A 23,606-nucleotide genomic window follows, 5' to 3' on the forward strand; every position below is an offset into this window, starting at 1 on the left:
ATCTTACCTCGCCGCCGCTTGCTCTTTCGGCTTCGGTTCGCGCGGCAGACCGAGGCCGCGCTCGGCGATGATGTTTTTCTGGATCTGGGACGTGCCGCCACCGATGATCAGGCCGACATCGTACATGTAGTCAATGTGCCAGGTCGTGGCCTCATCGTCGTCCTTGTCCTCGCCCTGCGGGTCGTACGACAAGCCGGCGGCGCTGAGCACGTCCACCGCCAACGACGATAGGCGGTGGCCCAGCATGGTGCCCACGTATTTCACGATCAGCCGGCGGACGCCGGAGTCCTCGTCGTTCGCCAGGTCCGTGAGCAGGCGCATGCCGTGATACTTCCAGGCCAGCACCTCGCCCTGCAGCTTCAGCAGCCGGTCGCGGTATTCCGACAGCTCAATGATGCGGGCACCGTCGATCTCGGTTCGCTCCATCAGGTTCTGGATACTGTTCAGGCGGTGCATCAGCTTGTTCGGGTCGCCGAGCAGCATCCGCTCGTATTTCAGCGTGATGTTGGCGACCCGCCAGCCATCGCCGCGGCCCATGACGATCTGGGCAGCCGGGACTCGCACGTCGGTGAAGAAGGTTTCGTTGAACTCGGCGCGGCCAGTCATGGTGGTAAGGGGCCGCACCTCGATCCCCGGCGTCTTCATCGACAGCAACAGATAAGAGAGACCGTCATGCTTGCCTTTGTCCGGCTCCGTCCGGCAGAGCAGGAACATCATGTCGGCGTAATGGGCAGATGACGTCCAGATCTTCTGCCCGTTCACGACGAAATGGTCGCCGTCCAGCTCGGCCCGGGTGCGGGCCGCGGCAAGATCGCTGCCGGAGCCCGGTTCCGAATAACCCTGGCACCAGATGGTTTTGCCGCGGATCGTGGTTTCCACCCACTGTTCCTTCTGGTCTTCCCGGCCCACTTCCAGCAGCGTCGGCACCAGCATGCTGATGCCCTGGTTCATGATGCCCGGATAGAGCCCCGCCTTGCTGAATTCGTCGGCGATGATCGCCGCCTCCACCACGTCCGGTGCGGCGCCGTAGCCGCCGTATTTCTTCGGTATGGTGCGCGCGAAATAGCCGCGCTCCAGCAAGAGCGCCTGCCAGTCCAGCGTTTTCAGGTCGGGGCGCTTGCGGCCGCCGCCAGTCTTCGGCGAGCGGTGGCCTTCCTTGGCCGCGAATTCGCGGATTTCCTGCTGAAGCGCCCTGTGGCGTTCGGAATATTCGAGGTCCATCTGCCATCTTCTCCTATTGGGCCTTGGCGGGCCTTTTGCTGTCCGGCAGCCAGGCTTCGAGGCCTTCGTCAAGCGGAATGCGGCCATCGGATCTGGATTAGCGCAATGTGAACCCTTCATACCCGTGCGCCACGACCTCCTCGCACTTCTGGCGATACTTGGGTGCGCCGCCAGCATAGGCCATGAAGGTGCGCTTCTGGCGACCGACGTTCTTGTTGACGCCGGTGATCCAGGAATCGACCTGCATGGCGAGAAGCTTGTTGCCGGTGTCGTAGACGTGGGCCGTCCACTCGTCCTCGGCCTCGTGCGTCGCCTCGAGTCGCTTCAGGCCCTTCTCGCGCATGTGCACCAGCATCTCGCTGACGAACTCGACGTTCTGCTCGATGCAGCGTGGGATGTTGCAGAAGGTCGCCGCATTGTGCGGACCGACCAGCGTCAGCAAATTGGGGAAGCCGGCGATGTTGAGGCCAAGATAGGTGTGCGGCCCGTCGGCCCACTTGTCCTTGAGCTTCTGGTCACCCTTTCCCCTGATGTCGATGCGATCGAAGGCGCCAGTGATGGCGTCGAAGCCCGTCGCATAGACGATCATGTCGAATTCGTAGTCGGCGTCCGAGGTCTTGAGGCCCTTCTCCGTGACGCGCTCGATCGGCGTCTCGCGCAGATCGACCAGCTTCACGTTGGGCTGATTGTAGACCTCGTAGTAGCCGCTTTCGAGCGGCACGCGGCGCGTGCCATAGCCGTGGTTGGTCGGGATCAGCTTGTCGGCGATCCTCTGGTCCTTCACGCGGGCGCGGATCTTCTTGATGACGAACTTGGTCATCTCGTCGTTGGCCGCCTTGTCGATCAGCGCGTCGCGGAAATTACCCTGCCAGAAGGAGAAGCCTGGCTCGTTGTAGAGCTTCTCGAACGCCGCCTCGCGCTCCTCGGGCGAGAGATCCATGGCGTTGCGATGGTCGGCGGTGTGGATGAAGCAGCCCCAGGTCTCGCGGCAGCGCCGGAAGATGTCGTCGTAGCGATTGCGGATGCTTTCCATCTCCTGCGGGGAGATCCGGCTGTTGCGCAGCGGCGTGCACCAGTTGGGCGTGCGCTGGAACACCGTCATGTGCCCCACCGTCTTGGCGACCTCGGTGATGAGCTGCACGCCCGACGCGCCGGTGCCGATCACGGCGACCCGCTTGCCCTCGAAGCTGACGGGGTGATGCGGCCACAGGCCGGTGTGGTAGGCCTCGCCCTTGAAGTCGCCGATGCCGGCGATGTTGGGCATGGTCGGCGCCGACAAAGGGCCGATGGCCGTCACCAGGAAGCGCGAGCGCGCGCGCCTGCCATCCTCGAAGATGAGCTCCCATTCGCCGGCGCCGTCGTCCCACGACGCCGACCTGGCGCGCGCGCCGAAGGTGATGTCGCGGCGCAGATCGAACTTGTCGGCGAGGAACTCGCAGTAGCGCAAATTCTCGGGCTGGCCGGAGAAATGCTCGGCCCAGCTCCACTCCCTCAGCACCTCGGGCGAAAAGGAGAAGACGTAGCTCCAGCTCTCCGAGTCGAAGCGGCAGCCGGGATAGCGGTTCCAGTACCAGGTGCCGCCGACGTCACCGCCAGCCTCGTAGACGCGCACCTTGAAGCCGAGCTGCCGCAGTTTCAGCAGCTGGTACATGCCCGACAGGCCGGCGCCGATGACGGCGACCTCCCAGCGTTCAATCGCGGTGCTCTTCACCATGGTATTCCTCCCTCAGGAACCGCTCCGGCATAACCAAGCAGCCACATGAGCGTTGAAACAGCCGTTCAACGCGCTCCTGGCTGACGCAATCGCTTGAATCCATCCGCATCACAATTGTCCTTGACGGCGTCTGGTCATAGCAATAGCGTCGTAAAAAAACAAATGGATATTAGAAAATGTTTTCGGGATGGAAACGTGTGGCTCAAATTGGTTTGGTGCAAAGTTCTCCACGTGCGTCCGACAACAGGGACGGACAACGAGATGGATGACGCTCCGATCCTTGACGTTGTCGCTTTGTCCAAGAAGTTCGGTGGCGTCACCGCCGTTCAGGACGTATCGCTAGACGTACCGCGTGGCGGTATCCTCTCGATCATCGGTCCGAACGGAGCGGGGAAGGCCACGTCTGGGCGTTGACCGTGTCCGGCGGCCCGGTGATGTCCACCGCGCCAACGATATGTCGGTCGAGCGGATCGCGGATCACGGCGGCGGTGCAGCTCCACGGCTTGGCGACCTCGCAGAAGTGTTCCTCGGAATGAATGTGCAGCGGACGACCGAGCGCCAGGGCCGTGCCCACGGCATTGGTGCCGCTGCTGTACTCATGCCAAGCGGCGCCGGGAACGATGTGATGAGGCGGCCGTCCACCACGAGCACATCGCCGATCAGAAACGACGATGTGGCGTAGGCTGGTGTCGTCGAACGGGCATTGCCGGTCCACAGGATTATTGCGATGTGCTGGATAGCAAGAGCCAGTCCGAACGTGAGCAAGATTTGCTTGATGTGCGGTGCTTTGGGCACCTTCGCGAACAGCGCCCACCCGAGCGCGAACCCTGCCACGACGAGGACGGGGAGTGAGATCAGGGGGCAACACCAACCAATGTAAACAGCCAGAACGCTCCATAGACCCCCAGCATGATCATCTCGCCTTGGGCGAAATTGATGATCCGCACGACGCCAAACCCCAGCGACAGGCCGACTGCCATCAGGGTGTAAAGGCCGGCGAGCATGACGGCGTCGCTGAAGGCCTGAAGGATGAGGTCCACCAGTGGCTCCGGCAGCGCGGGGCGCCGGGGACCGTGGCGCATGTCCTTTTTGCAGAGCTGATTCGCTGTCTCCAGCGAGTGATAGCACGCAAACACCTTGTCGGCCGCGGAAAATCGAATGACAATTCAAAAATCAGCACCATTCCGGTTTTTCGACAGGGGGAGTCCACTATGAGTGCGACGAGACGCGGGTTTCTAAGCGGCGCGTCGGCGACGGCAGCTCTATTGTCCAGCGTTACCGTGTATGCGCAGAAGGGCAAACAAATATGACGACGGTGCCAGCAACACCGAGATCAAGATCGGCCACTGCAACCCGTACAGCGGTCCGGCATCGGCCTATGGCGTAATCGGCAAAGCCATTGATGGCTATTGGAAAATGGCGAACGACAAAGGCGGCATCAATGGCCGCAAAATCAAGTTTATCACATTGGACGACGGCTACAGTCCACCCAAGGCTGTTGAGGTGGTGCGCCAACTGGTGGAACAAGAGAAGGTGCTCTGCTTGTTTAATACACTCGGCACGCCGAGCAACACCGCGATCCACAAATACATGAACGCCAAGAGGGTGCCGCAGCTCTTCGTAGCGACCGGCGCATCGAAATGGGGCAAGCCAAAGGAGTTTCCATGGACCATGGGTTGGCAGCCCGATTACCACACGGAGGGGGTGATCTACGCCAAGCACATTTTGGCGACCGTCAAGGATCCTCGAATTGCTGTACTCATGCAGAACGATGACTATGGCAAGGATTACTATGGAGGCCTTCGCGACGGCCTCGGAAAGAACGTTGATAAGATTGCCAAGCACGTGACGTACGAGGTCACGGATCCGATTGTCGACTCGCAGATCATCCAGCTCAAGGATTCGGGTGCCAATGTCTTTCTCAACGTTACAACGCCAAAGTTTGCTGCGCAGGCGATCCGCAAGGCGGCTGATATTGGTTGGAAGCCAGCGCATTACCTGAACAACGTCTCGTCATCCGTCGCAGCCGTTCTTAAGCCGGCCGGTTATGAAAATGGCCAAGGGATCATCACGGCGGCATACCTGAAGGATCCCACCGACAAACAGTGGGATCATGCCGACGATATGATCCTCTGGCGTGAGTGGATGGCAAAGTACAACCCTGGCGCCAACGTGAACGATGGTTTCAACGTTTACGGTTATGCCGCCGCCTACACGATGCACAAGACGCTGGAGCAATGTGGCAACGACCTGACTCGTGCCAACGTGATGAAACGGGCGGCCAATCTCAGGAAGCTCGCCGTCCCTCTGTTGCTGCCCGGCATCACCGTCAACACCAGCCCAACAGATTACTATCCCATTCAATCGGAGCGCCTGCAGCGCTTCAAGGGGGAAACTTGGGAGCTATTCGGCGAAGTGATGTCAAACGAAAGCACCTAGTCTTGGCCAAGCGGGCACCATGTGTCGGCTGCAGCTGCGCGCGTCACTCGAAATCCGCGGCTGCGTTTCGATGGTGGGAAGATGAAAGGCGCAACGGAGCTTGACACTCTTCGGCTGTTTGCCACGACGATCGTCCTGTTCGATGTGCCGGACGCGGCATCGCTCAGCGTTGAGTTGTGTCAGGTAATCAAGCAGCGCGAGAAAACCGATCCCGCCGGCCGCGTGCGTTCCAACCTGGGCGGCTGGCAGTCGAGCGACGACATGGAAAAATGGGGCGGCACGCCAGCGATTAAGCTACTGGCCTTTGGCCGCAGCGTCACTAATCGCATGACAACGGATCGCGAGGGAAGGCCGGGTAGAGGACCTCACCCCGAGCATTTTGCCGTAACGTGGCGAGCGAACATGTGGGCCAATATAAACCGCAGCGGTCAGGGCAATGCATTCCACTCACACCCCCGGCGCCTTCTGGTCAAGTGTCTACTACGTCGACGATGGCGGCATTGATGCCGATCCGTCGCTTGGAGGTGAGCTGGAGTTCATGGACCCACGCGGCCCCCTTCCGCTGATGTATGCGCCGCATCTCGGCTATGTTGGCATGAGTGACCTTTCGGATACGCACGTTCAGTGGCTGCGGCCGCGGTGCGGCCGGCTTGTGATGTTCCCCGCCTGGCTGATGCACCAAGTGCGCATCTATCACGGTACCGCCGAGCGCATTTCCGTCGCCTTCAATCTTACGCTGTGAAGGGGGCCCGTTGTCGTAGGCCGCTGCCTGGAGATCGCGCAGCAGATGCAAGCGGTCACGAAGGCGCTTGAGAACGCGAAGACGGTGCTCATCCACAACCACATAGATCACTGCATGAGCAGGTGACCGGCCCCATCTCCCGGCAGTCGCGCGGCCCGCTGGAACTTCACGGAACTCCGTCCCGTGGGCGTTCTCAAGCCTGGTTGTACAATGAGGAGCGTCCGCATGGGGCGATCGGGCAGAAGGCCCCGATAACATTGCTTGCTCGTGATGGCATACCCAGCCCGCCATCATGACAAAGCCCGGAAACTCTAACCGCGGGCGATCCAAAGATGGGTCTCAGAGCACCGTCAAGAGTCGACCGAACGACACAGCAAGAATGTGCTATAGTTGCATATGAAACGATCAAGACTGCCGAGGGCCCGCGGTAGAATACATGACGTCATACCTTGGTGCCGCCTGCGTGGCATGTTCCGCGCCGATGGCGCCAAGCTTAGGGGGAAGGAAACGGGGCCAATGAACGATCAGTTGGTTGTTGACGTAAAATCTGAGCCGGGATCGTACGACGCGGTCGTCGTGGGAGCAGGGTGCGGCGGGCTGTACGCCATGCACAAGCTGCGCAATTCTCTATCCTTGCGTCTGACGAATCGTCGTTCATCATCGATGGCGCAGAGCTACTCGTGGACGGGGGGCTATCTCGCAAACTGACCTTTCCGCTTAGAACGCAGGCATGACATTTAGGACGACCGCCATGCAGCTCACCCTGAAGACCTTCCTGGAGCGCACGGAGTCTTACTTCCCGCAGAACGCGATCGTATCGAGGCAAGCCGACGGCAAGCTCTTTCGCTACCATTATGCCGATTACTGCCGGCGCACCCGGCAGCTCGCCAGCGCCCTGGCTGGACTCGGCGTCAAGCCGGGCGACAAGGTCGCGACACTGGGCTGGAACACATACCGGCACATGGAGCTCTACTTCGCCGTTCCGTGCCTTGGCGCCATCCTGCACACGGTGAACATCCGCCTCACCGATGAGCACATCGCCTATATCATGAACCACGCCGAAGACATGGTCCTCTTCGTGGATCCGGATCTCCTGCCGACCGTGGAACGAGTCGCTCCTTCGGTGCGCAGTCTCCGCCACATCATCGTCATGGACGATCGGCCGGCGCCTCCCGGCGATTTTGACTATGAGAGCTTCCTCGCGACAGGCGATACGGACTTCGCATTTCCCGAGCTCGACGAGAACAGCCCCTGCGGCATGTGCTTCACCTCCGCCACGACGGGGGATCCCAAGGGCGTCGTCTACACCCAACGCGGCCTCTACCTGCACACGCTCGCGCTTTGCCTTAGCGATGTCCTCGCCATCCGCGAGCATGACATCGTGTTACCGGTCGTGCCCATGTTCCACGCCAACTCGTGGGGACTGCCCTACGCTGCGGTCGCCGTCGGCGCGACGATAGTGCTGCCAGGCCCGCACCCGACTGCCGCGGACATTCTCGGTCTCATCGAGGCCGAGCGCTGCACGTTCTGCGCCGCCGCAGTGACGATCGGCGTCGAGCTCTATGGACAGCTGCAGAAGAAGCCTCGCGACATCAGCAGCCTACGCGGCCTCATGCTCGGAGGCTCGGCCACGCCCGAGGCGCTCATGAAGCGCTTTCACAACGAGTACGACGTCCCCATCCTCACCGCCTGGGGCGCGACAGAAGCCGCGCCGCTAGCAACGATCACTCATGTTCGGCGCAGCGTGTTTGAGGCCGGACCGGAAGAGCGGATCAAGGTTCGGATCCGGCAGGGCATTCCCGTACCCGGAGTCGAACTCAAGGTGCTGGACGATTGCGGAAAACCCGTGCCCCGCGACGACGGCCACCCTGGCGAGGTGCATGTGCGAGGTCCCTGGATCGCCACCGAATACTACCGCGATACGCGCAGCCGCGACAGCTTCGCCGATGGGTGGTGGCGAAGCGGCGACATTGCGACGCAAGGTTCCGATGGCTCGGTCCGCCTCATCGACCGCGCGAAGGATCTCGTAAAGTCCGGCGGCGAATGGATCTCCTCGGTGGATCTCGAAAACGAACTCGCTGCCTGTCCCGGCGTTTTGGAGGCGGCGGTCGTGGCGATGCCAGACGCGCGCTGGCAGGAGCGTCCGGTGGCATTCGTCGTGCCCGTGCGGGACAGCGAAGAACTCGACCCGGCTCACCTCAGCGCCTGGCTCGCGCGCCGCTTCGTGAAGTGGTGGATACCGGATCGATTTGTGTTCGTCCCGGCGCTGCCGAAAACCGGCGTCGGGAAGGTTGACAAGCGCTCCCTTCGCGAGCGCGCCGCGACGCTCGCCTCGTGACCGCCAGCCTCATCCGCTTGTTGCTCGCATCCCCGCCAGGAGAACTTTATAAATGACCGCAACCGGCCGCGTCACCTTGTTCCGGCGAAAGCCCTTCGATATGGCCGAAATGCCGGTGCCGGCACCTCGGCCCGGCGCGGCCCTCGTGCGTGTGCGGATTACCAACAATCTGCGGGTCGGACCTGCATGCATGGCGCGGCGACTTCCGGCTCGCTGGCCTCGGCGGCAAGCTGCCACGGTGCTAGGCCACGAGATGACGGGCATGATCGCCGCGCTCGGCCGGGACGTGGATCGCGATAGCCACGGCGAGCCGCTTCACGAAGATGACCACGTTATCGTCGCCTATTTCACCGGCTGCGGCCACTGCCCTTCCTGCCAGCGCGGACGCCGCGCCGCCTGCGACCACATCGACAAGGCGATGACCGGCGACGCTACCGAATGGCCGCATTTCGTCGGGGAGTTTGAGCGCAACCGAGACAAGCTGACGCTCGGTCAACTCCTCAGCGCGAAACTTCCGCTGGACCAGATCAACGAGGCTTTTGCTCAGGCGGACAGGCGCGCGGTGCTGCGCGCAAGCCTCGTTCCGTGAAGGGAACCGCCGCGTGTCCATACGTGGAGGGGACCGACTATTTACTCACCAAGGGAAGGAAGTACCGATATGCCAAGCAAGGAATCCGCAGAACTCGCTGATCTCTACCGGTCATGGGTCACCGAAATGACGGCCAAGCCCGACATGGGCCTCGAAGAGATCCGACGTCTGTTCAGCCATTGGGGCGACGTGACCGCCGATCCGAGGGGCGTCGACTACCTGGAGATCGAGGTCGAAGGGATTCCGGCGATGTGGGCGATCCCCCACGGTGCCGTGCGTGATCGCGTTCTGCTTTGCTCGCATGGCGGCGGTTATGTCGTCGGCTCGATGTACACCCACCGCAAGCTCTTTGGACATATCGCCAAGGCGGTCGGCTGCCGGGCGCTGATCGTCGATTACCGGCGCGCCCCCGAGAATCCGCATCCCGGTCCTGTCAACGACATGGTCACCGCCTATCGCTGGTTACTGGAGCGGGAGGGGTTGAAGCCGCAACATGTCGCGTTGACGGGCGACTCCGCCGGCGGCGCGCTTGCGCTCACGACAATCGCCGCCGCGCGGGATAAGGGGTTGCCGCTTCCGGTGGCAACCATGCCGATGTCCCCTTGGGCCGGAATGGACACCTCGGGCCAAACGTACGACACGAACAAGGACAGGGATGCGCTGGTTTCGCGAGACACCACCACGGCCTTGGGTAGTCTTTTCATCGGTGAGAAGGGCAATCCAAAGGATCCTTTGGCAAATCCACTTTACACCGAATATTCGAAATTTCCGCCGATATACATCACGGTCGGAGACGCCGAGACTCTTCTCGACGACAGCCGGCGCATAGCGGAGCGAGCGAAGAAAGCGGGCGTGGACGTTAGGATCGATGTTTTCCCCGACATGCAGCATGTCTTCCAGTTTCTCGCGGGAACTGCGCCTGAAGCCGACGATGCGGTTAAGCGCATGGCCGAGTGGGTTCGCTCGAAGCTTGGTCTGAGCTGATTCCCACAGGGAGAAATGTACCAATCGCGCGAGCCGGATGAATGCAAGTCTGTGCTCCGCGATGGTGCTCTATTGGGATCCAAATACCTGCGCCTGGCGCTCTGTCAGGGGAGAAAGGGCGCACGACATATTCATCGTATAAGGAGGAAACAAACATGGACGCTAAAGTCAACAAAGACACCGATCTGGATGTGATAGTCGTCGGCGCTGGATTTTCTGGCCTTCATATCCTGCATGAGCTGGTGAAGCGCAACTACAGGGTGCATCTGTTCGACGACGGCGACGGGCCGGGCGGGACGTGGGATAAGAACCACTATCCGGGCGCCCGCGTTGACTCCGAGATATGGGTCTACCAGTACACCGACCCGGCGCTTTGGAAGGATTATTATTTCACGGAGAAGTTCCCCGGCTGGCGGGAGCTGAAATCCTACTTCAACTATGTCGCGGACAAATGGGGTATCCGGCCCTACATGACCTTCAAGACAAGCGTCGGCGGGGCGACGTTCGACGAGGCAGCCGGCGTTTGGCAGGTAAGGACGAGCGACGGCCAGAACCGGACCGCCCGATATCTTTTGCTCGCGCTGGGATCGACGACGAAACCGATCACGCCGTCCTTTCCCGGCGCGGAAACCTTCAAGGGTCAGTCCTATCATTCCGCACGTTGGCCGCGCGACGGCGTCGCGATGAAAGGCAAGCGGGTTGCCGTCATCGGCACGGGTGCGTCGGGCGTACAGATCATCCAGGAAACATCGCGCGAGGCGGACCATCTCACCGTCTTCCAACGGACTCCCAACCTCGCTCTACCGATGGGACAGGAGAAATATACCCGCGAGGAATACGACAAGATTAGGCAGCTCTTCCAGCCAGTGATGGAGAGGACCAAACAAACCTTTGCCGGCTTTGCCTATGACCTGATTAACAAGCCGTGGAAGGAGATGAGCGAGGATGAGCGCCAGCAAGTCATGCGCTTTAACTGGGAGCAGAAAGGCTTCACCTTCTGGCTGGCGGCGCCGATGGATTTATTCTTCGATGATGAATGCAATCGCGCGCACTACAATTTCTGGCGCGATGAGACGCGCAAGCTAATCAAGAAGAAACATTTGGTCGAGGTTCTTGCCCCGACCGAGCCGCCCCACCCCTTTGGAACGAAACGTCCCTGTCTACAGCAGTGGTATTTTGACCTTTATAATCAGGATAATGTCGATCTCGTCGACCTTAAGGCCACACCGATTGAGAGGATCACCGAGAAAGGCATCGTAGCCGGAGGCAAGGAGCACGAGGTCGATATAATCGTCTATGCAATCGGCTTCGACACTTGCACCGGCGCTATCTCGGCGGCCGACATCAAGGATGCGGATGGCCGCACGATCGGCGATCTGTGGAAGGAGCAATCTCTGACCTATCTAGGCAAGGCAGTTCCCGGCTATCCAAACCTGCTCTACACCTATGCGCTTCAGTCCCCCTCGGCCTTTATCAATGGGCCGACCGGCGGTGAACTCGAAGGCGACTGGGTTGTGAAGTTCATTGAGAATATGGACAAAATGGGCGTCCGCCGATTCGAAGCTAGACGCGATGCGGCCGAGGCGTGGGGCAAGCGTTGCTACGGCGTGGCCGAAAAGAGCCTCTTCGTGAAAGCGAAGTCGTGGTACATGGCAGCAAATGTTCCGGGCAAACGGCCTGAGATCCAGCCATTTATCGGCGGACAGCCGGCCTATCGCGCCGCGTTGTACGAGGAGTCGGACAAGGGCTTTCCCAACTTCGTGCTTCTCAAGAAGCATGCCGAAGAAATCGCCGCACAGTGATTTCTTCTCGATGCGGGCGTCGGCAAGCTCATGCTGTCGCCCGTGGTTCCAACCGGACGAATTCGCGAGGCAACACAGGGAGAATGTGGTTCACCATGGTAAACATCAGGATGTTGGCCATGGCGGCCCCCCCCTGCGGGATGAGTGAGCAATATGGCGTGGGATCAGGTCCACTGACGGCGCTCGCGTTCCGGGCGCCGATCGACCAGCCCGAGCGGTTCAGGAAATCGAGGGACGTCGGCGCTCATCTGGGGCTCACCCCACGACGCTACCAGTCCCACGAGACGGATCTTCAAGGGCGGATCAACTGATGTGGCGACGAACTGGCGCGAACGGCGCTCTACGAAGCGGCGCATTCGGCTCCTCATTCGCAGCAAGAAATGGTGCCTTGCGGGCATGGGCATGAAGATCGCCAAACATCGTGGAATGGCGCGCCCGCGTGTCGCGGTCGCTCGCAAACTCGCAACAATTTTGCACCATATGTGGATCGACGATGCGGAATTCCGCTTCGGTCACGAACCGGCGGCGACCCCAGACGTCAAGACGATCACCGTCGTCGCGGCCTAAGGAGACAAACCGAGATACTGACCTGCCCCCGGGTTTTCGGACCAACGATTAGTTGAGAGACTGGCCTCCGAGAGGAGGCAGGGGATGAAGAAGTCGAAGTTCACGGAAGAGCAGATCGTGGGGATCCTGCAGGAGACGGATCGTGATCCTGTGGCGACAGTGGCCAAGCGCCACGGCGTGAGCGATCAGGCGATCTATACCTGGAAGAAACGGTTCGGGTCGTTCCAGCCGGACGATGTGCGGCGCCTGAAGCAGCTCGAGCAGGAGAATGCGCGGCTGAAGAAGCTGGTGGCGGAGCGCGATCTGGAGATCGAGGTGATGAAGGAGATCGCCGCAAAAAAATGGTAGGCGTGCCGGCCCGTCGCGAGCAGGTGGCGTATGCAGGGCGCCGCGGCCTGTCGCAACGACGGTCTTGCACGCTTCTGAGCGTGGCCCGTTCGGCTCTGGATTACCGGTCGACGAAGGCCGAGAAGGATGCGCCTGTGCTGGCGCGCATGGCGGCGCTGGTTGCGCAGTACCCGCGCTTCGGGTATCGGCGCATCCGCATCTTTCTCGATCGCGAGGGCCATGCCATGAGCTGGGGCCGCTGCTGGCGACTGTGGCGACGGGCCCGGCTGCAGGTACCCCGCAAGCGCCCGCGCAAGCGGATCGCGACCGGGCGGCCCCGTCCGCAGGCGCCGACCGGCGCGAACCAGGTGTGGTCGTACGATTTCGTGTTCGACTGGTGCGCCAACGGCCAGCAACTGAAGTGCATGACCGTGACCGACGAATGGACCCGGGAGGGGCTGGCGATCGAGGTCGACGGTCGCATCCGCTCGGGCCGCGTGATCGAGGTGCTGTCGCGGCTGGTCAGCGAACGCGGGGCGCCGCTTTACCTGCGATCCGACAACGGCCCGGAGTTCGTCTCGCGGGCGCTGCTGAAGTGGATCGTCGACCAGGGCATCGAGACCGCACTGATCGATCCCGGCAAGCCTTGGCAAAACGGTGCGCTGGAGAGCTTCAACGGCAAGTTCCGTGACGAATGCCTGAACATGGAGTGGTTCCGGTCTCGCGCCGAGGCCAAGGTGGTCATCGAAGCCTGGCGCAAACACTTCAACGAAGTTCGCCCGCATTCGAGCCTCGGCTATTTGACGCCGGCCGAGTTCACCGCGAAGCTTCAACAGACCAACGCAGCTCCCGCTTCCGCAACGGGCCGGGACGCTGCGCGACATGGGGGCTTCGCGCCCCGGCCCGTTGCCGCACCGTCCGAGTTGGGACAATCGAAAGACCAGGAGACGCCGGTTCTTCCAACTTAACCGTGGTCCGAAGAATCAGGGCAGGTCAATACATCAAGAAATCCGCGCCAGCGGAAGGTATCGTCCCCGTGGGGACGATGGGCAAGGCGATATCGTTGAGAGTCCGGAACCGAAGGTCGTAAGACAAATTGGGACGCCTTGCTCTTCTGACCCATCATGCGGCGGCCAATGCGCCGACCGCGAAGAGAAGCGAGTAGCCCACGGAACCGAGATAAGATGCCAACCGACGGCGTGGAGTGAGGAGAAGCAGGAGCAGCTTGACTTTAAGGGCCCCAATCAGAGAAGTCTCTAAGCCAGTCACGTCATGTCCAAGCGCGCGCCCGCCATCAGTCGAAAGTCCGCCGGTATTCAGCGGGCGTCATTCTGTAAAGCCGGCGGAAGAGCCTCGTCATGTGGCTCTGATCGGCGAAGCCCGCCTCGTACGCGACTTCCTTTAATGGCAGACATTGCCGCTTGATCAACTCGCTCGCGCGCTTAATCCGTTCGCGTACCAGCCACTGATGCGGCGGACAGCCGAACTCGGCACGGAACTTGCGCGAAAAATGGAATACGCTGAGCCCTACCGCGCCAGCCATATCGGCGAGCGAGACATCACCTTTCAGGTTCTCGGCCAAGTACTCGGTCAGGACCCTGCGCTGGGCCGGGGTGAAGGTACCCGAACTCCTTGGCTCGCGGAATTCGGTGTGGGCAAAGCTACGCAGGACATGCACGCAAGCCTGCGTAAGCAAAGTCTCTACCATCACGCGTCCGCCAACCTCGCCGCCGCTCAGTTCTTGCCGAAGCCTGCGGCTGACCCAAGGGAGGAAGTCGTCGACCGCGCGGACCTTATCGCCGATTTCGACATCCGCTATGTTGCGGTCGTAAATGTCGCCGGCAACCTTGGTGATCGCGTCATGGGAGAGATAGACGTGGGACACCGAGATCGGCCGTGACCACGCCCATTCCGACTGTTCCGCGCGCGTCAAAAGAGAAACTACGCCAGGCTCGACCCAATGATACTCCCAAGGTCCCCCGCATCGTCGTCCCATACGGGCTGCTTCGCCTTCGTAGACAACGATCATGTAGTCACGCATCGACGGAATGGCGACATGAAGGTCGGCGTACTCATAGCCTTTCAGTGTCACGCCACGCCATCGGGATCCGCTGCTGTCCAGCGTCAGTTTCCCTGGAATCCAGCGCGGAATATCGTCCGGCGGAACCAGCCTCTCCATGGTTTTATCCCTCCCGTCAGGTTTTTTTCTTATCATCGAGTCATTCGGCAAAGCTGTCAAACGCTATCCGGAGCGGGTGTCGCCATCCGGAGCGGGCCGGGTTGCGAAGACGGGGCGAGCGCGGGCCTCGAGGTGGAACACATCGCCAAGAGCCATATCCGCAAGGAAGCCGTCGTTGCCAAGGTGCTGGAAAGGCGCGGCGATCACCCTGGCCTGATGCACATCCGCCCACGCCGCACTCACCGCGACAGCCTGACACAAACCAGATAGCGCATAGTCGACAACGCCGGTCAGACCGATGGCCCCTCAGACCGCTGCATCACTGGACGAGCTCAAGGACATCACGAAGTACCTGTAAGAGGAGCCTACCTCATGGTGCTGCGGGCTGCATCCGCCTTGCTCGTTGGCCTGTCGTGGGCCGCGTCCGCTCACGCAGATTGGCCTGTTGTCCACACTGTTGGATAGTTCGAAATAAGCCGCGCGCCGCCCCCCTGCTGCTCGCGGCAGTGCCAGATAGGCAAAACACGCCAAGTCGACCGCCGCTGCAGCCGCTTCCATCGTGAGGCGGAGCGCTCGTTCATCGGAACTCGCCGCAAGACTATCGATGAAGGTCTGGAAAATTCGGTCCATGTCAGATGGGAACGGGAACCTTAGGCTTGCGGGCGGCTATCACGGTCGCCCTCTGAGTTGCGGCGAGTGAACGGCAGCGAGCCCCTCGTCGCCGCTTGCGCCGCGCATCACGACGATCGAGCCAGGCTTCAGTCCGGCCCGATCGACGAGCCCTTGCTAGGTTGTGCGGTAGTCCATGCCGAGGCCGGCGGCGTCGTGCTCCTTGTGTCGGTCGGCACTCTGTGCCTGCCCCTGCGGGACCTCCGCTTGCTCGGCGTAGCCGCCGTAGCGCAGCAGCGCGATGACCTTCTCGCCAGATCTGAGATCCGTGTCGCCTTGGCCAACCTCGGCAATAATACCGCAGATTTCGTTGTCGGGCAGATTGGAAACGGTGGTTTCGTCTGGGACTGCCCCCGATCGGCCGCGTGTCCTGAAAGGCGATGCCCGCGGCGCGGACGGCGATCCGTACGCGCGCCAACGGCAAAGGCGGCTCGACTAGATCCTTGACCTCCAAGACCTCCGGACCACTCCAGCGATGACCGACCATACTTCGTATCCCATTCCTGCCTATCGTCAGTCCTGCGGATAACGCCACGGCATGGGGGGATGGAGTACGCCCTCGTCGATGGTCCATTGCGGCAGGGCCAGGCCCGGCGCCACGCCGGAGAAGACCATGCGGACGCGCGTGCCGATGCCTACGCGACGCACCATCTCCGGCGGCGCTAGCGTGCCGTCCGGCAAGGCGAGGTTGCCGACGACGCGCAGGGCCTCGTGTTCGGTCGGCTTGCCCTTCTGAGTGTCGAGATCGACGATCAGGATGAGATAGGGCGTGTGGCTCTTGAAGGCCGGCTGAATGGCGTGATGGACCTCGGTGTAGGAATGGACGGCGCCGCGCGCGTCGACGGGCACCCATTGCGACTTGGGGCTCATGCACCACGGGCAGGCCGTGGTCGGCGGATAGCGCAGCAATCCGCACTTGGCGCACTTCTGGAGATGAAAGTTGTGCGCCGCGCAGTGCTTGAAGAAGGCGAGGTTCTCGACGTCGAGATCGTCGAGCTGAAGCGGCATGCCGAGGTAGGTGGCCTGGATTCCCATGGTTCTCTCCCTTCCCTCAGTCGCGCCGCATGACCATGGCCGAGCCCGTGCCGGGATTGGCCCAGCCCAGGTTGGCCGTCAGCTCGCACTTCTTGACCTGCCGGCAGCCGCCCTCGCGATAGTCATAAGTGTGCTGGCGCTTGCCGTCGGGCCCGATGGGACAGGAATCGTCGGCGTCGTGTCTGAGCTGCCGCACGTTTTCGATCACCATGTTCATCCCGTGCGTATAGCCCTCGCAGAGATGGCCGCCGCTGGTGTTGTTGGGCCGCTTTCCGCCCAACCGGATGGTGCCGTTGGAGACGTGATCCCCGCCCTCGCCCTTCTTGCAGAAGCCGTAATCCTCGAGCTGCAGCACGGTGGTGAAGGTGAAGGCGTCGTAGGAGCCGGTGACGTCGATGTCCTCCGGACCGACGCCGGAATTGGGCCACAGGATGTCCTTGGCATAGTGGCCAGCGACGGTCGAGATCGGGCCGGTCTGGTAGTGCATGTCGGTGCGCGGCTTGCTGCAGCGCCCGACGACGCCCCTGATCAAGGCGCGCGGATGGCGGCAGTCCTTGGCCCGGTCGGCGCTGGTCACGACCACGGCCGTGGCGTTGTCGGTCTCCACGCAGCAGTCGAGCAGGTGCAGCGGCTTGCAGATCATGCGGCTCGCCAGCACCTCGTCGACGGTGAAGCGCTTCTTGTAAAAGGCCTTCGGATTGTTCGAGGCATGCTCGCTGTGCGTCGCCTTCACGGCTGCGACCTGCTCGGGCCGCGTGCCGTAGTCGTGCATGTGGCGCATGAAGCTCGGAGCGAACATCTGGCCAGCACTCTGCCAGCCGTAGGCGCGCATGTGCAGCGCGTCGCCCGAGACCGGCGCCACGGCGCGCGCCCCGGTACCCCCGATGCGTACCTGGGAAAAGCCGTTCATGGCGCGGAAGATCACCACGGCCTTGCACATGCCGGCTTCCATCAGGCCCATCGCCATGCCGACCAGCGCCTCGGTCGAGGAGCCGCCGCCGAACACGTCCATGTAGAAGTTGAGCCTGAGGCCGAGATCGCCGGCGATGAAGGTCGAGAAGGTCGAATCGCCCGACTGGTAGGACAGCATGCCGTCGACGTCGGAAGCCTTCAGACCTGAGTCCTCGATGGCGTTGCGCACCGCCCAGGTGCCGAGCGCGCGCGTCGTTATTCCTGAGCCGCGCGTATAGGTCGTCTCGCCCACGCCGACGATGGCGTACTTGTCGCGAAGGTACTTGGGACTCGTGGTGTCGGTCTCGGCCGGCATCGGCATGGAGTCCTCCTCCTATTTCAGCCTGGGTTGCCGCCTATTGCCTCGCTCAGCGCGGTCGTAGGCCGCGCGCCGTTCGGCCACTGTCGCGCTAGACATTGACGGCTGCTTGCGAAGGAACGACATCAATGCTGTCAGATCATCCATCGCTTGGCCTTTCTTGACTGGTTTGGATGGGCCCGCACTTCTGCGACTGGGCTATGTCGAGCTGATGGTTGAAGCGAGATCGAAGTCCGCGAGGTCGGGCGAGTTCATCTCCTTGCGGAAGCGGTCGAAGCTCCAGGGCCACAGCGCGGGATTGCCGTTGCGGTCGAGGTACCAGCTCCGGCAGCCGGTCACCCAGACAGTGCCCTTCATGGCCTCGCGCAGCGCGATGTTGAAGAGGCGAGTCGCCTCCTCCTTCGGCACTACAGAGCGGCATTTCCCGCCGAGCACCAAATCGACGAGCTGCAATATGTAGGCGAGCTGAATCTCGGAGATCAGGATTACCGAGAAATTGCCGATCGGGCTGTTGGGACCGACCAGCATGAAAAAGTTGGGGAAGCCGGGCACCGCCACCGAGCGGTAGGCCTCATTGGCCTGGGCCCAGGCGTCAGCGAGGCGTCGGCCGCTCTCGCCCACCACTTCCATTGGCCGCAGGAAGGCATGTCCGTCGAAGCCGGTCGCCAGCACGAGCACGTCCAGCTCATGCAGGACACCGTCCTTGGTCCGCACGCCACCCGGCTCGATGCGGTCGATGCCGTCGGTCACCAGCGCGACATTGCGCTTCTGCATCGCCGGATAGAACGCATCCGACATGATGAGCCTCTTGCAGGCGGCGCGGTAGTTGGGTGTCAGCCGCCGTCGCAGATCGGGGTCGACGACGTTCTGTTCGAGGTTGGTTCGACAGGCCGCCTCGATCTTCCGCAGCCCGTCCTGGTCGCCGATGACGGCGCGCGCGAAGGTATCAACGAAGCGCGCCGACCAGAAATCGTAGGATTGCTGCAGCTGCTCGGGCGAAGCGCGATACATCGCCTTCTCATCCTCGCTGTACGCAGGGTTGGCGAGCGGTAAAACCCACTGAGCCGTACGCTGGAAGAGCGTTAGCTTCGACACGATATCGGCCAGAGCTGGCACGATCTGGATCGCTGTCGAGCCTGTACCGATGATCCCGATCCGCCTGCCCTCGAGCGGCACGGAATGATCCCAGCGCGCTGAATGGAAGCAGGCACCCTCGAAGTCGCCGAGTCCCGGGATGTCGGGATAGGCCGGGTGATGCAGCACCCCAGTGGCACAGATGACGAAATCCACGACATCGGTGGCACCGTCCTTGATCGATAGATGCCAGCGTCCGTCGTGATGCTCGGCGCGTACGATCTCGCTGTTGAAACGAAAGTGGCTGTCGAGCCCATATTTCTTCGCTACACCCTCGAAATAGCCTTGGATCTCTGCGCCCGGCGAGAAGCGATGAGACCAGTCGGGCTTCAGTTCGAAGGAATAGGCATAGACATGGCTCGGTACGTCACACGACAAGCCGGGATAGGTGTTGTCCCGCCAGGTGCCGCCCAAGCCACCGGCCTTCTCGTAGATCGCGAAGTCCCGGACGCCGCGCTGCTTGAGCTTGATGGCCGTCAGGATGCCCGACATGCCCGCACCGATGATCGCGAAACGCCTACTCACACTGCCACCTTTAATTCAGCCTGGGGTTGCATAGCCGCCGCTCACGCTCAGCACTTGCCCGGAGATATGTCCAGCCATGCCGGGTGAGGCGAAGAACAGCACTGCATTCGCAATATCGTCGGCTCGCCCAACCTTGCCGAGGGGAATCACTTTTCTAGCTTTCTCCACTTGATCATCGGAAAAGAAGGCGTCACGGCCGACCCATAGGCTGTTCGTGCCGATCTCTTCAGCGGCTGTCGGCAAGATCAGGCCGGGAGCTACAACATTGCACCGGATGCCGTGGCGGCCGTACTCCTTCGCAATTGCCTTCATGAAGGTATTTACGCCGGCCTTCGCTGCCCCATAGACCGTTTCGCGAGGCTCGCCAAAGCTGGCATCCGAGCTGACAGAGACAATCGCGCCCCCACCGGCGTCGATAAGCCGAGGCAATGCAGCTTGGGTACACAAGATCGTCGATACTAGATTGATCTCGATCAGTCGCCGCCAGTGCATCGTCGACTGTCTAGCGAACGCTGACGGGCGGTCCCATCCGACGTTGTTGACCAGGACATCGAGGCGTCCGTGTTCGGCCATCGTGCGCTCGACGAGCGCGGTTACGTCTTCGTCCTTTGTCACGTCCGCTGCTTGGAAGCTGATCCGCCCCTTGCCTTGCTTGGTGGCATCCTTCAGTGTTCGCTGTGCCTGCTCTTCGTCGATGTCGGCAAAGACGATATTTGCGTCTTCCCGGGCCAAGGCAAACACGATGGCGCGCCCAATGTTGGACGCGCCGCCCGTGACCAGTACTGATTTGCGACCGAGACCTGTCTCGACCATTGGCTACTCAGCTGCGATCGCCAGGGGCGTTCCAACCGATGCACCAACGTCCAATGCCTGGAGTCGGGGAAGAACATCTTTCGCGAAGAGGCGCATGTTCGCTTCAGCCGCGTCATGGGGCATCCCGCCGAAGCTGAAAATACCTATGAAGCCGGCGCAATCGGTGAGATGCTGATACTGAAGCATCTGGTCGTAGACCTGCTGTGGCGTCCCGCGTACCTGCAGGTCCGCAAGGAAATTCACAAAGACATCGACGCCGTGCTTTCGTATGTTCTTCGCTAGAGCGCCGTAGTACTCGTATCCTTTGATGTCGGCGAGACCTTCATTGTGAAACTCATAATGATCAAGCGCTGAGCGGCTGTAGCCACGAGTGTACTTTCCATGCATTGCCTCCGCGGTTGCTGCATCCTCGTTGCAACAAATGAAGCAAGCGACTATCGGCTTCGGCGGTTCCGCGTCGTTGTGAATTTCCCGATATATTTCACGATACGCGTTGAGCTCGGCGATCGTCTTGTCCCAAGGTTTCTGCGCGATGATCAAAAGACCGACGCCCAACCGGGCCATGATACGGGCAGACTCCGGAGATACCGCTGAAGCGTACACGCGTCCCTTGAAGCTGGCGTGAGGAGAGGGTCGGATCGCTGTTCTTGGCTGGCGGTAGAGTTGGCCTGCGCTCTCGATCCAGCCTGTTTCCAAGGCGTTTAGAATCGCCTCAGAGTACTCCACAAAACGCTGACGGGACTCGCCCATAGGCGCACGAAAGCCATCGAATTCGATGCGCCCAAGTCCCCGCCCGATGCCCAGAATTGCTCTGCCGTCGGAAACGTGATCGAGGACGGAGACTTCTTCGGCCAGACGAACCGGATCGTGCCAGGGAAGCACCATGACCATAGATCCAAGTTTAACGCGCTTGGTGCGGCCGGCCATATAGGTCAGGAACTGCGCAACGTTTGGGCACATTGTGTAGTGGTCAAAGTGATGCTCGGCAGCCCAGATCGAATCGAAGCCAAGGGGCTCAGCGAGATCTGCCATCGAGACTTCATGACGGTAAACCTCACGGTCTGTCAGACCCGACAGGTTCTGAAAGAATGTGCTCATTCCGACATGCATCGCGGCGTTTCCTCAGATGTGGAGCAATCGGTCAACGAAGAAAAGTTTCATCCTCTGCAGCGCCATCGGAAGTTCACTCTGGAAGAGGCGAGAAAACGTTCATTTGATGCTTGACTATTTCTAGCATTAATTAGAATTTATGCCGTGTGCAATACCAATCTGGAAGCAGATCGCGATTGCCTTATGTGTGAAGCGCAACCGCCGAGATCTCTCTTCGGCGGGAACAGGGTGAAGCTTTCGGCAGCGGTTCGAGTGCCGACCGCCTTGCGCTTGTCGATCGGGCGTTTCAGCTACGGCCAGTGCGGCGAGGGGTGCGTGGTATGACCTACGATCTGAAGATTGTCGGCGGCAGTATTGTAGATGGCACGGGGCGGGAGCGCTTCCGCGGCGATATCGGCGTAAAGGATGGCCGAATTGTCGCTATCGGCGAGATATCTGGCAAAGGTGAACAAACGGTCGACGCCAGCGGGTTGATCGTGGCGCCTGGCTTCGTGGACATTCACACCCACTATGATGCTCAGATCATGTGGGACCGGATGCTCAGCATATCGCCTTGGCATGGCGTTACCACCGTCGTGATGGGGAACTGTGGCTTTGGCGTTGCGCCGACGCGGCCGGATCACCGCAATCTGATTCTTCGAACCTTGGAAAAAGTCGAGGGCATGAGCGTCGACGCGTTGGAGGCTGGGCTTGGGCCGACTTGGCCCTTTGAATCGTTTCCTCAGTACCTCGACGCGATTGAGCGCCGAGGCAGTGCGATCAATGTCGGCGTTCTCATCGGTCATACGCCCGTGCGCTTTTACGTCATGGGGGAGGAAGCTGTCGAACGGCCGGCGCGGCCCGACGAACTAGCGCGTATGCGTGAACTGGTTCGGGAAGCGCTTGTTGCCGGGGCAGTCGGGTTCGCCACTTCGAAGGCTTCAACCCACGTAGGCTACGGCGGCAAGCCGGTTCCGAGCCGGGCGGCGGAAGTGTCGGAGATAATTTCACTAGCGAAGGTGTTAGGTGAGGTAGGCAGCGGAATTTTCCAAGCGACCGTCGGTAGAGAGCTGTTCTTGGAGGAATTCGCAGAAATTGCACGGGCGACCGGTCGTCCTGTCACCTGGACGGCATTGCTCACAGGGCTGTCACTCGGAGCGGGCGATCACCGAGAACAGCTTCGTCGATCTGAGGAGTTGGCGGCGGAGGGATTGCCAATCTTCCCGCAAGTAACGCCTCGCGCGCTTATGTTTGAGTACCAGTTGAGGCAGCCCTTCCTTTTCGAGCCGATGTCCTTATTCAAGCCGGTTGCCGCGGCAGATCAGGATGGCAAGCGTCGCATCTATGCCAGTTCTGGCTTTCGGGCTGGCTTCGCTGAACTGATGGAACGGGGTGCAAGAGAGTCCTTCCGGTCAGCGTTCGCAAAGACGGTCATTTCGCAGTTCAGCCCCGACCCGAAGTTGGAAGAACGGCTGTTGGTAGAGGTTTCACGAGAACGAAAAGTCAAACCGACTGATTTGCTTCTCGATCTCGCGCTGGCAACAAATCTAGATGCGCGCTTCCGTATGCCTGTAGCAAATCATGACGAAGCCGAAGTTGAAGGATTGTTGAAGAGTGCTTGTACCGTGATCGGCTTGTCGGACGCTGGCGCCCATGCAAGTCAGCTCTGCGATGCCTGCCTGCCGACCTATCTGCTTGGCCACTGGGTTCGCGAAAAAGCGGCATTTTCGCTGGAAGAGGCCGTGCGAATGCTAACCAGTCGTCCGGCCGAAGTATTTGGGCTTTCAGATCGAGGCTTGATTGCTTTGGGCATGCCCGCGGACCTTGTGGTGTTTGATCCGGGAACAGTCGGTAGTGGCAAGGTTCGCCGGGTCTTTGACCTTCCGAGCGGCGCCGACCGTCTTGTTTCCGACGCAGCGGGTGTTGAGGCCGTAGTTGTGAACGGTACGATGGTGAGGCAATCCAATCGGGACCTCTTGAACCACTCGACATCGGCAATGCCGGGACGTCTATTGCGGCGTGGTCGAGCAGACGCGTAAAGGTTGAAGCAATCGCTCTCTACGCTTGTCGCTTGCGTAGTTCGAGCAGCGGAACCTCTTAAGATCTCGAATGCCGTTCATTCCTCTTGACGGTTCCGCCCCATCACCAATAGGGTGACTCAAAACCAAA

Annotated in this window: 17 protein-coding genes and 4 pseudogenes; 11 read left to right on the plus strand and 10 right to left on the minus strand. The window is 61.0% G+C overall.

Annotated elements, in window-relative coordinates; genetic code table 11:
* Positions 1-3: 3 nt before the first annotated feature.
* From EPO50_RS30980 to EPO50_RS30995, 4 genes are all read right to left on the minus strand, one after another.
* Entirely contained in the window at positions 4-1,221 is a 1,218-nt protein-coding gene (locus EPO50_RS30980) for an acyl-CoA dehydrogenase family protein (protein WP_296350901.1), read from the minus strand.
* 97 nt (positions 1,222-1,318) lie between these two features.
* A complete protein-coding gene (locus tag EPO50_RS30985) occupies positions 1,319-2,935 on the minus strand; it encodes an NAD(P)/FAD-dependent oxidoreductase (protein WP_296350902.1) in 1,617 nt (538 codons plus the stop codon).
* A 370-nt stretch (positions 2,936-3,305) separates the two neighbouring features.
* The gene (locus tag EPO50_RS30990; protein WP_296350903.1) at positions 3,306-3,650 is read right to left on the minus strand and encodes a GAF domain-containing protein; all 345 of its coding nucleotides are present in this window, start codon (positions 3,648-3,650) and stop codon (positions 3,306-3,308) included.
* Between the two features lie 139 nt (positions 3,651-3,789).
* Positions 3,790-3,975, minus strand: coding sequence for a hypothetical protein (locus EPO50_RS30995; RefSeq protein ID WP_296350904.1), 186 nt, complete (start codon positions 3,973-3,975; stop codon positions 3,790-3,792).
* Positions 3,976-4,146: 171 nt separating this feature from the next.
* Between EPO50_RS30995 and EPO50_RS31000 the strand changes: the two are divergent.
* The 10 genes and pseudogenes from EPO50_RS31000 to EPO50_RS31045 form a co-directional block, all read left to right on the plus strand.
* A pseudogene (locus tag EPO50_RS31000) lies at positions 4,147-5,374 on the plus strand (ABC transporter substrate-binding protein).
* Positions 5,375-5,810: 436 nt separating this feature from the next.
* Complete coding sequence (locus EPO50_RS31005; RefSeq protein WP_296350906.1) at positions 5,811-6,116, plus strand: putative 2OG-Fe(II) oxygenase; 306 nt, start codon at positions 5,811-5,813, stop codon at positions 6,114-6,116.
* Positions 6,117-6,140: 24 nt separating this feature from the next.
* A pseudogene (locus tag EPO50_RS31010) lies at positions 6,141-6,242 on the plus strand (metal-sensing transcriptional repressor); the annotation flags it as partial.
* A 390-nt stretch (positions 6,243-6,632) separates the two neighbouring features.
* Positions 6,633-6,824: a hypothetical protein gene (locus EPO50_RS31015; protein WP_296350908.1), complete on the plus strand. Its 192-nt coding sequence runs from the start codon at positions 6,633-6,635 to the stop codon at positions 6,822-6,824.
* Positions 6,825-6,867: 43 nt separating this feature from the next.
* Positions 6,868-8,454, plus strand: a complete 1,587-nt coding sequence (locus tag EPO50_RS31020; RefSeq protein ID WP_296350910.1) for a long-chain fatty acid--CoA ligase — start codon at positions 6,868-6,870, stop codon at positions 8,452-8,454.
* A 52-nt stretch (positions 8,455-8,506) separates the two neighbouring features.
* The gene (locus EPO50_RS31025; protein ID WP_296350912.1) at positions 8,507-9,043 is read left to right on the plus strand and encodes an alcohol dehydrogenase catalytic domain-containing protein; all 537 of its coding nucleotides are present in this window, start codon (positions 8,507-8,509) and stop codon (positions 9,041-9,043) included.
* Positions 9,044-9,112: 69 nt separating this feature from the next.
* Positions 9,113-10,027 (plus strand): alpha/beta hydrolase, encoded by a 915-nt coding sequence (locus EPO50_RS31030; protein WP_296350913.1) that lies wholly within the window; start codon positions 9,113-9,115, stop codon positions 10,025-10,027.
* A 155-nt stretch (positions 10,028-10,182) separates the two neighbouring features.
* Positions 10,183-11,829 carry an NAD(P)/FAD-dependent oxidoreductase gene (locus tag EPO50_RS31035; RefSeq protein WP_296350916.1) on the plus strand — a complete coding sequence of 549 codons (1,647 nt, stop codon included), beginning with the start codon at positions 10,183-10,185 and terminating at the stop codon, positions 11,827-11,829.
* Between the two features lie 167 nt (positions 11,830-11,996).
* Positions 11,997-12,396 (plus strand): annotated as a pseudogene (locus EPO50_RS31040) (transposase); the annotation flags it as partial.
* An 84-nt stretch (positions 12,397-12,480) separates the two neighbouring features.
* A pseudogene (locus EPO50_RS31045) lies at positions 12,481-13,541 on the plus strand (IS3 family transposase); the annotation flags it as partial.
* A 476-nt stretch (positions 13,542-14,017) separates the two neighbouring features.
* Here the strand turns inward: EPO50_RS31045 and EPO50_RS31050 are convergent.
* From EPO50_RS31050 to EPO50_RS31075, 6 genes are all read right to left on the minus strand, one after another.
* Positions 14,018-14,902, minus strand: a complete 885-nt coding sequence (locus EPO50_RS31050) for a helix-turn-helix domain-containing protein (protein WP_296350918.1) — start codon at positions 14,900-14,902, stop codon at positions 14,018-14,020.
* Positions 14,903-16,084: 1,182 nt separating this feature from the next.
* On the minus strand, positions 16,085-16,606 hold the full coding sequence (locus EPO50_RS31055) for an OB-fold domain-containing protein (RefSeq protein WP_296350919.1): 522 nt from the start codon (positions 16,604-16,606) through the stop codon (positions 16,085-16,087).
* Positions 16,607-16,622: 16 nt separating this feature from the next.
* Entirely contained in the window at positions 16,623-17,879 is a 1,257-nt protein-coding gene (locus tag EPO50_RS31060) for a hypothetical protein (RefSeq protein ID WP_296350921.1), read from the minus strand.
* 195 nt (positions 17,880-18,074) lie between these two features.
* Entirely contained in the window at positions 18,075-19,535 is a 1,461-nt protein-coding gene (locus EPO50_RS31065; RefSeq protein WP_296350922.1) for an NAD(P)/FAD-dependent oxidoreductase, read from the minus strand.
* A 15-nt stretch (positions 19,536-19,550) separates the two neighbouring features.
* Complete coding sequence (locus EPO50_RS31070; RefSeq protein ID WP_296350924.1) at positions 19,551-20,348, minus strand: SDR family NAD(P)-dependent oxidoreductase; 798 nt, start codon at positions 20,346-20,348, stop codon at positions 19,551-19,553.
* Between the two features lie 3 nt (positions 20,349-20,351).
* Positions 20,352-21,446 carry an LLM class flavin-dependent oxidoreductase gene (locus EPO50_RS31075; protein ID WP_296350926.1) on the minus strand — a complete coding sequence of 365 codons (1,095 nt, stop codon included), beginning with the start codon at positions 21,444-21,446 and terminating at the stop codon, positions 20,352-20,354.
* Positions 21,447-21,778: 332 nt separating this feature from the next.
* Between EPO50_RS31075 and EPO50_RS31080 the strand changes: the two genes are divergently transcribed.
* Entirely contained in the window at positions 21,779-23,476 is a 1,698-nt protein-coding gene (locus tag EPO50_RS31080) for an amidohydrolase family protein (RefSeq protein WP_296350929.1), read from the plus strand.
* Positions 23,477-23,606 lie beyond the last annotated feature (130 nt).

The organism is Reyranella sp. (assembly GCF_004297405.1).
Classification (GTDB): domain Bacteria; phylum Pseudomonadota; class Alphaproteobacteria; order Reyranellales; family Reyranellaceae; genus Reyranella.

Bases quoted from the DNA above. Each gene is read 5' to 3' on its own strand.
- EPO50_RS31075 (WP_296350926.1), bottom strand. From the start codon at position 21,446: ATGAGCACATTCTTTCAGAACCTGTCGGGTCTGACAGACCGTGAGGTT.
- EPO50_RS31025 (WP_296350912.1), top strand. From the start codon at position 8,507: ATGACCGCAACCGGCCGCGTCACCTTGTTCCGGCGAAAGCCCTTCGAT.
- EPO50_RS31060 (WP_296350921.1), bottom strand. From the start codon at position 17,879: ATGCCGATGCCGGCCGAGACCGACACCACGAGTCCCAAGTACCTTCGC.
- EPO50_RS31080 (WP_296350929.1), top strand. From the start codon at position 21,779: ATGACCTACGATCTGAAGATTGTCGGCGGCAGTATTGTAGATGGCACG.
- EPO50_RS31015 (WP_296350908.1), top strand. From the start codon at position 6,633: ATGAACGATCAGTTGGTTGTTGACGTAAAATCTGAGCCGGGATCGTAC.
- EPO50_RS30980 (WP_296350901.1), bottom strand. From the start codon at position 1,221: ATGGACCTCGAATATTCCGAACGCCACAGGGCGCTTCAGCAGGAAATC.
- EPO50_RS30985 (WP_296350902.1), bottom strand. From the start codon at position 2,935: ATGGTGAAGAGCACCGCGATTGAACGCTGGGAGGTCGCCGTCATCGGC.
- EPO50_RS31035 (WP_296350916.1), top strand. From the start codon at position 10,183: ATGGACGCTAAAGTCAACAAAGACACCGATCTGGATGTGATAGTCGTC.
- EPO50_RS31055 (WP_296350919.1), bottom strand. From the start codon at position 16,606: ATGGGAATCCAGGCCACCTACCTCGGCATGCCGCTTCAGCTCGACGAT.
- EPO50_RS31030 (WP_296350913.1), top strand. From the start codon at position 9,113: ATGCCAAGCAAGGAATCCGCAGAACTCGCTGATCTCTACCGGTCATGG.
- EPO50_RS31050 (WP_296350918.1), bottom strand. From the start codon at position 14,902: ATGGAGAGGCTGGTTCCGCCGGACGATATTCCGCGCTGGATTCCAGGG.
- EPO50_RS31070 (WP_296350924.1), bottom strand. From the start codon at position 20,348: ATGGTCGAGACAGGTCTCGGTCGCAAATCAGTACTGGTCACGGGCGGC.
- EPO50_RS31020 (WP_296350910.1), top strand. From the start codon at position 6,868: ATGCAGCTCACCCTGAAGACCTTCCTGGAGCGCACGGAGTCTTACTTC.
- EPO50_RS31005 (WP_296350906.1), top strand. From the start codon at position 5,811: ATGCATTCCACTCACACCCCCGGCGCCTTCTGGTCAAGTGTCTACTAC.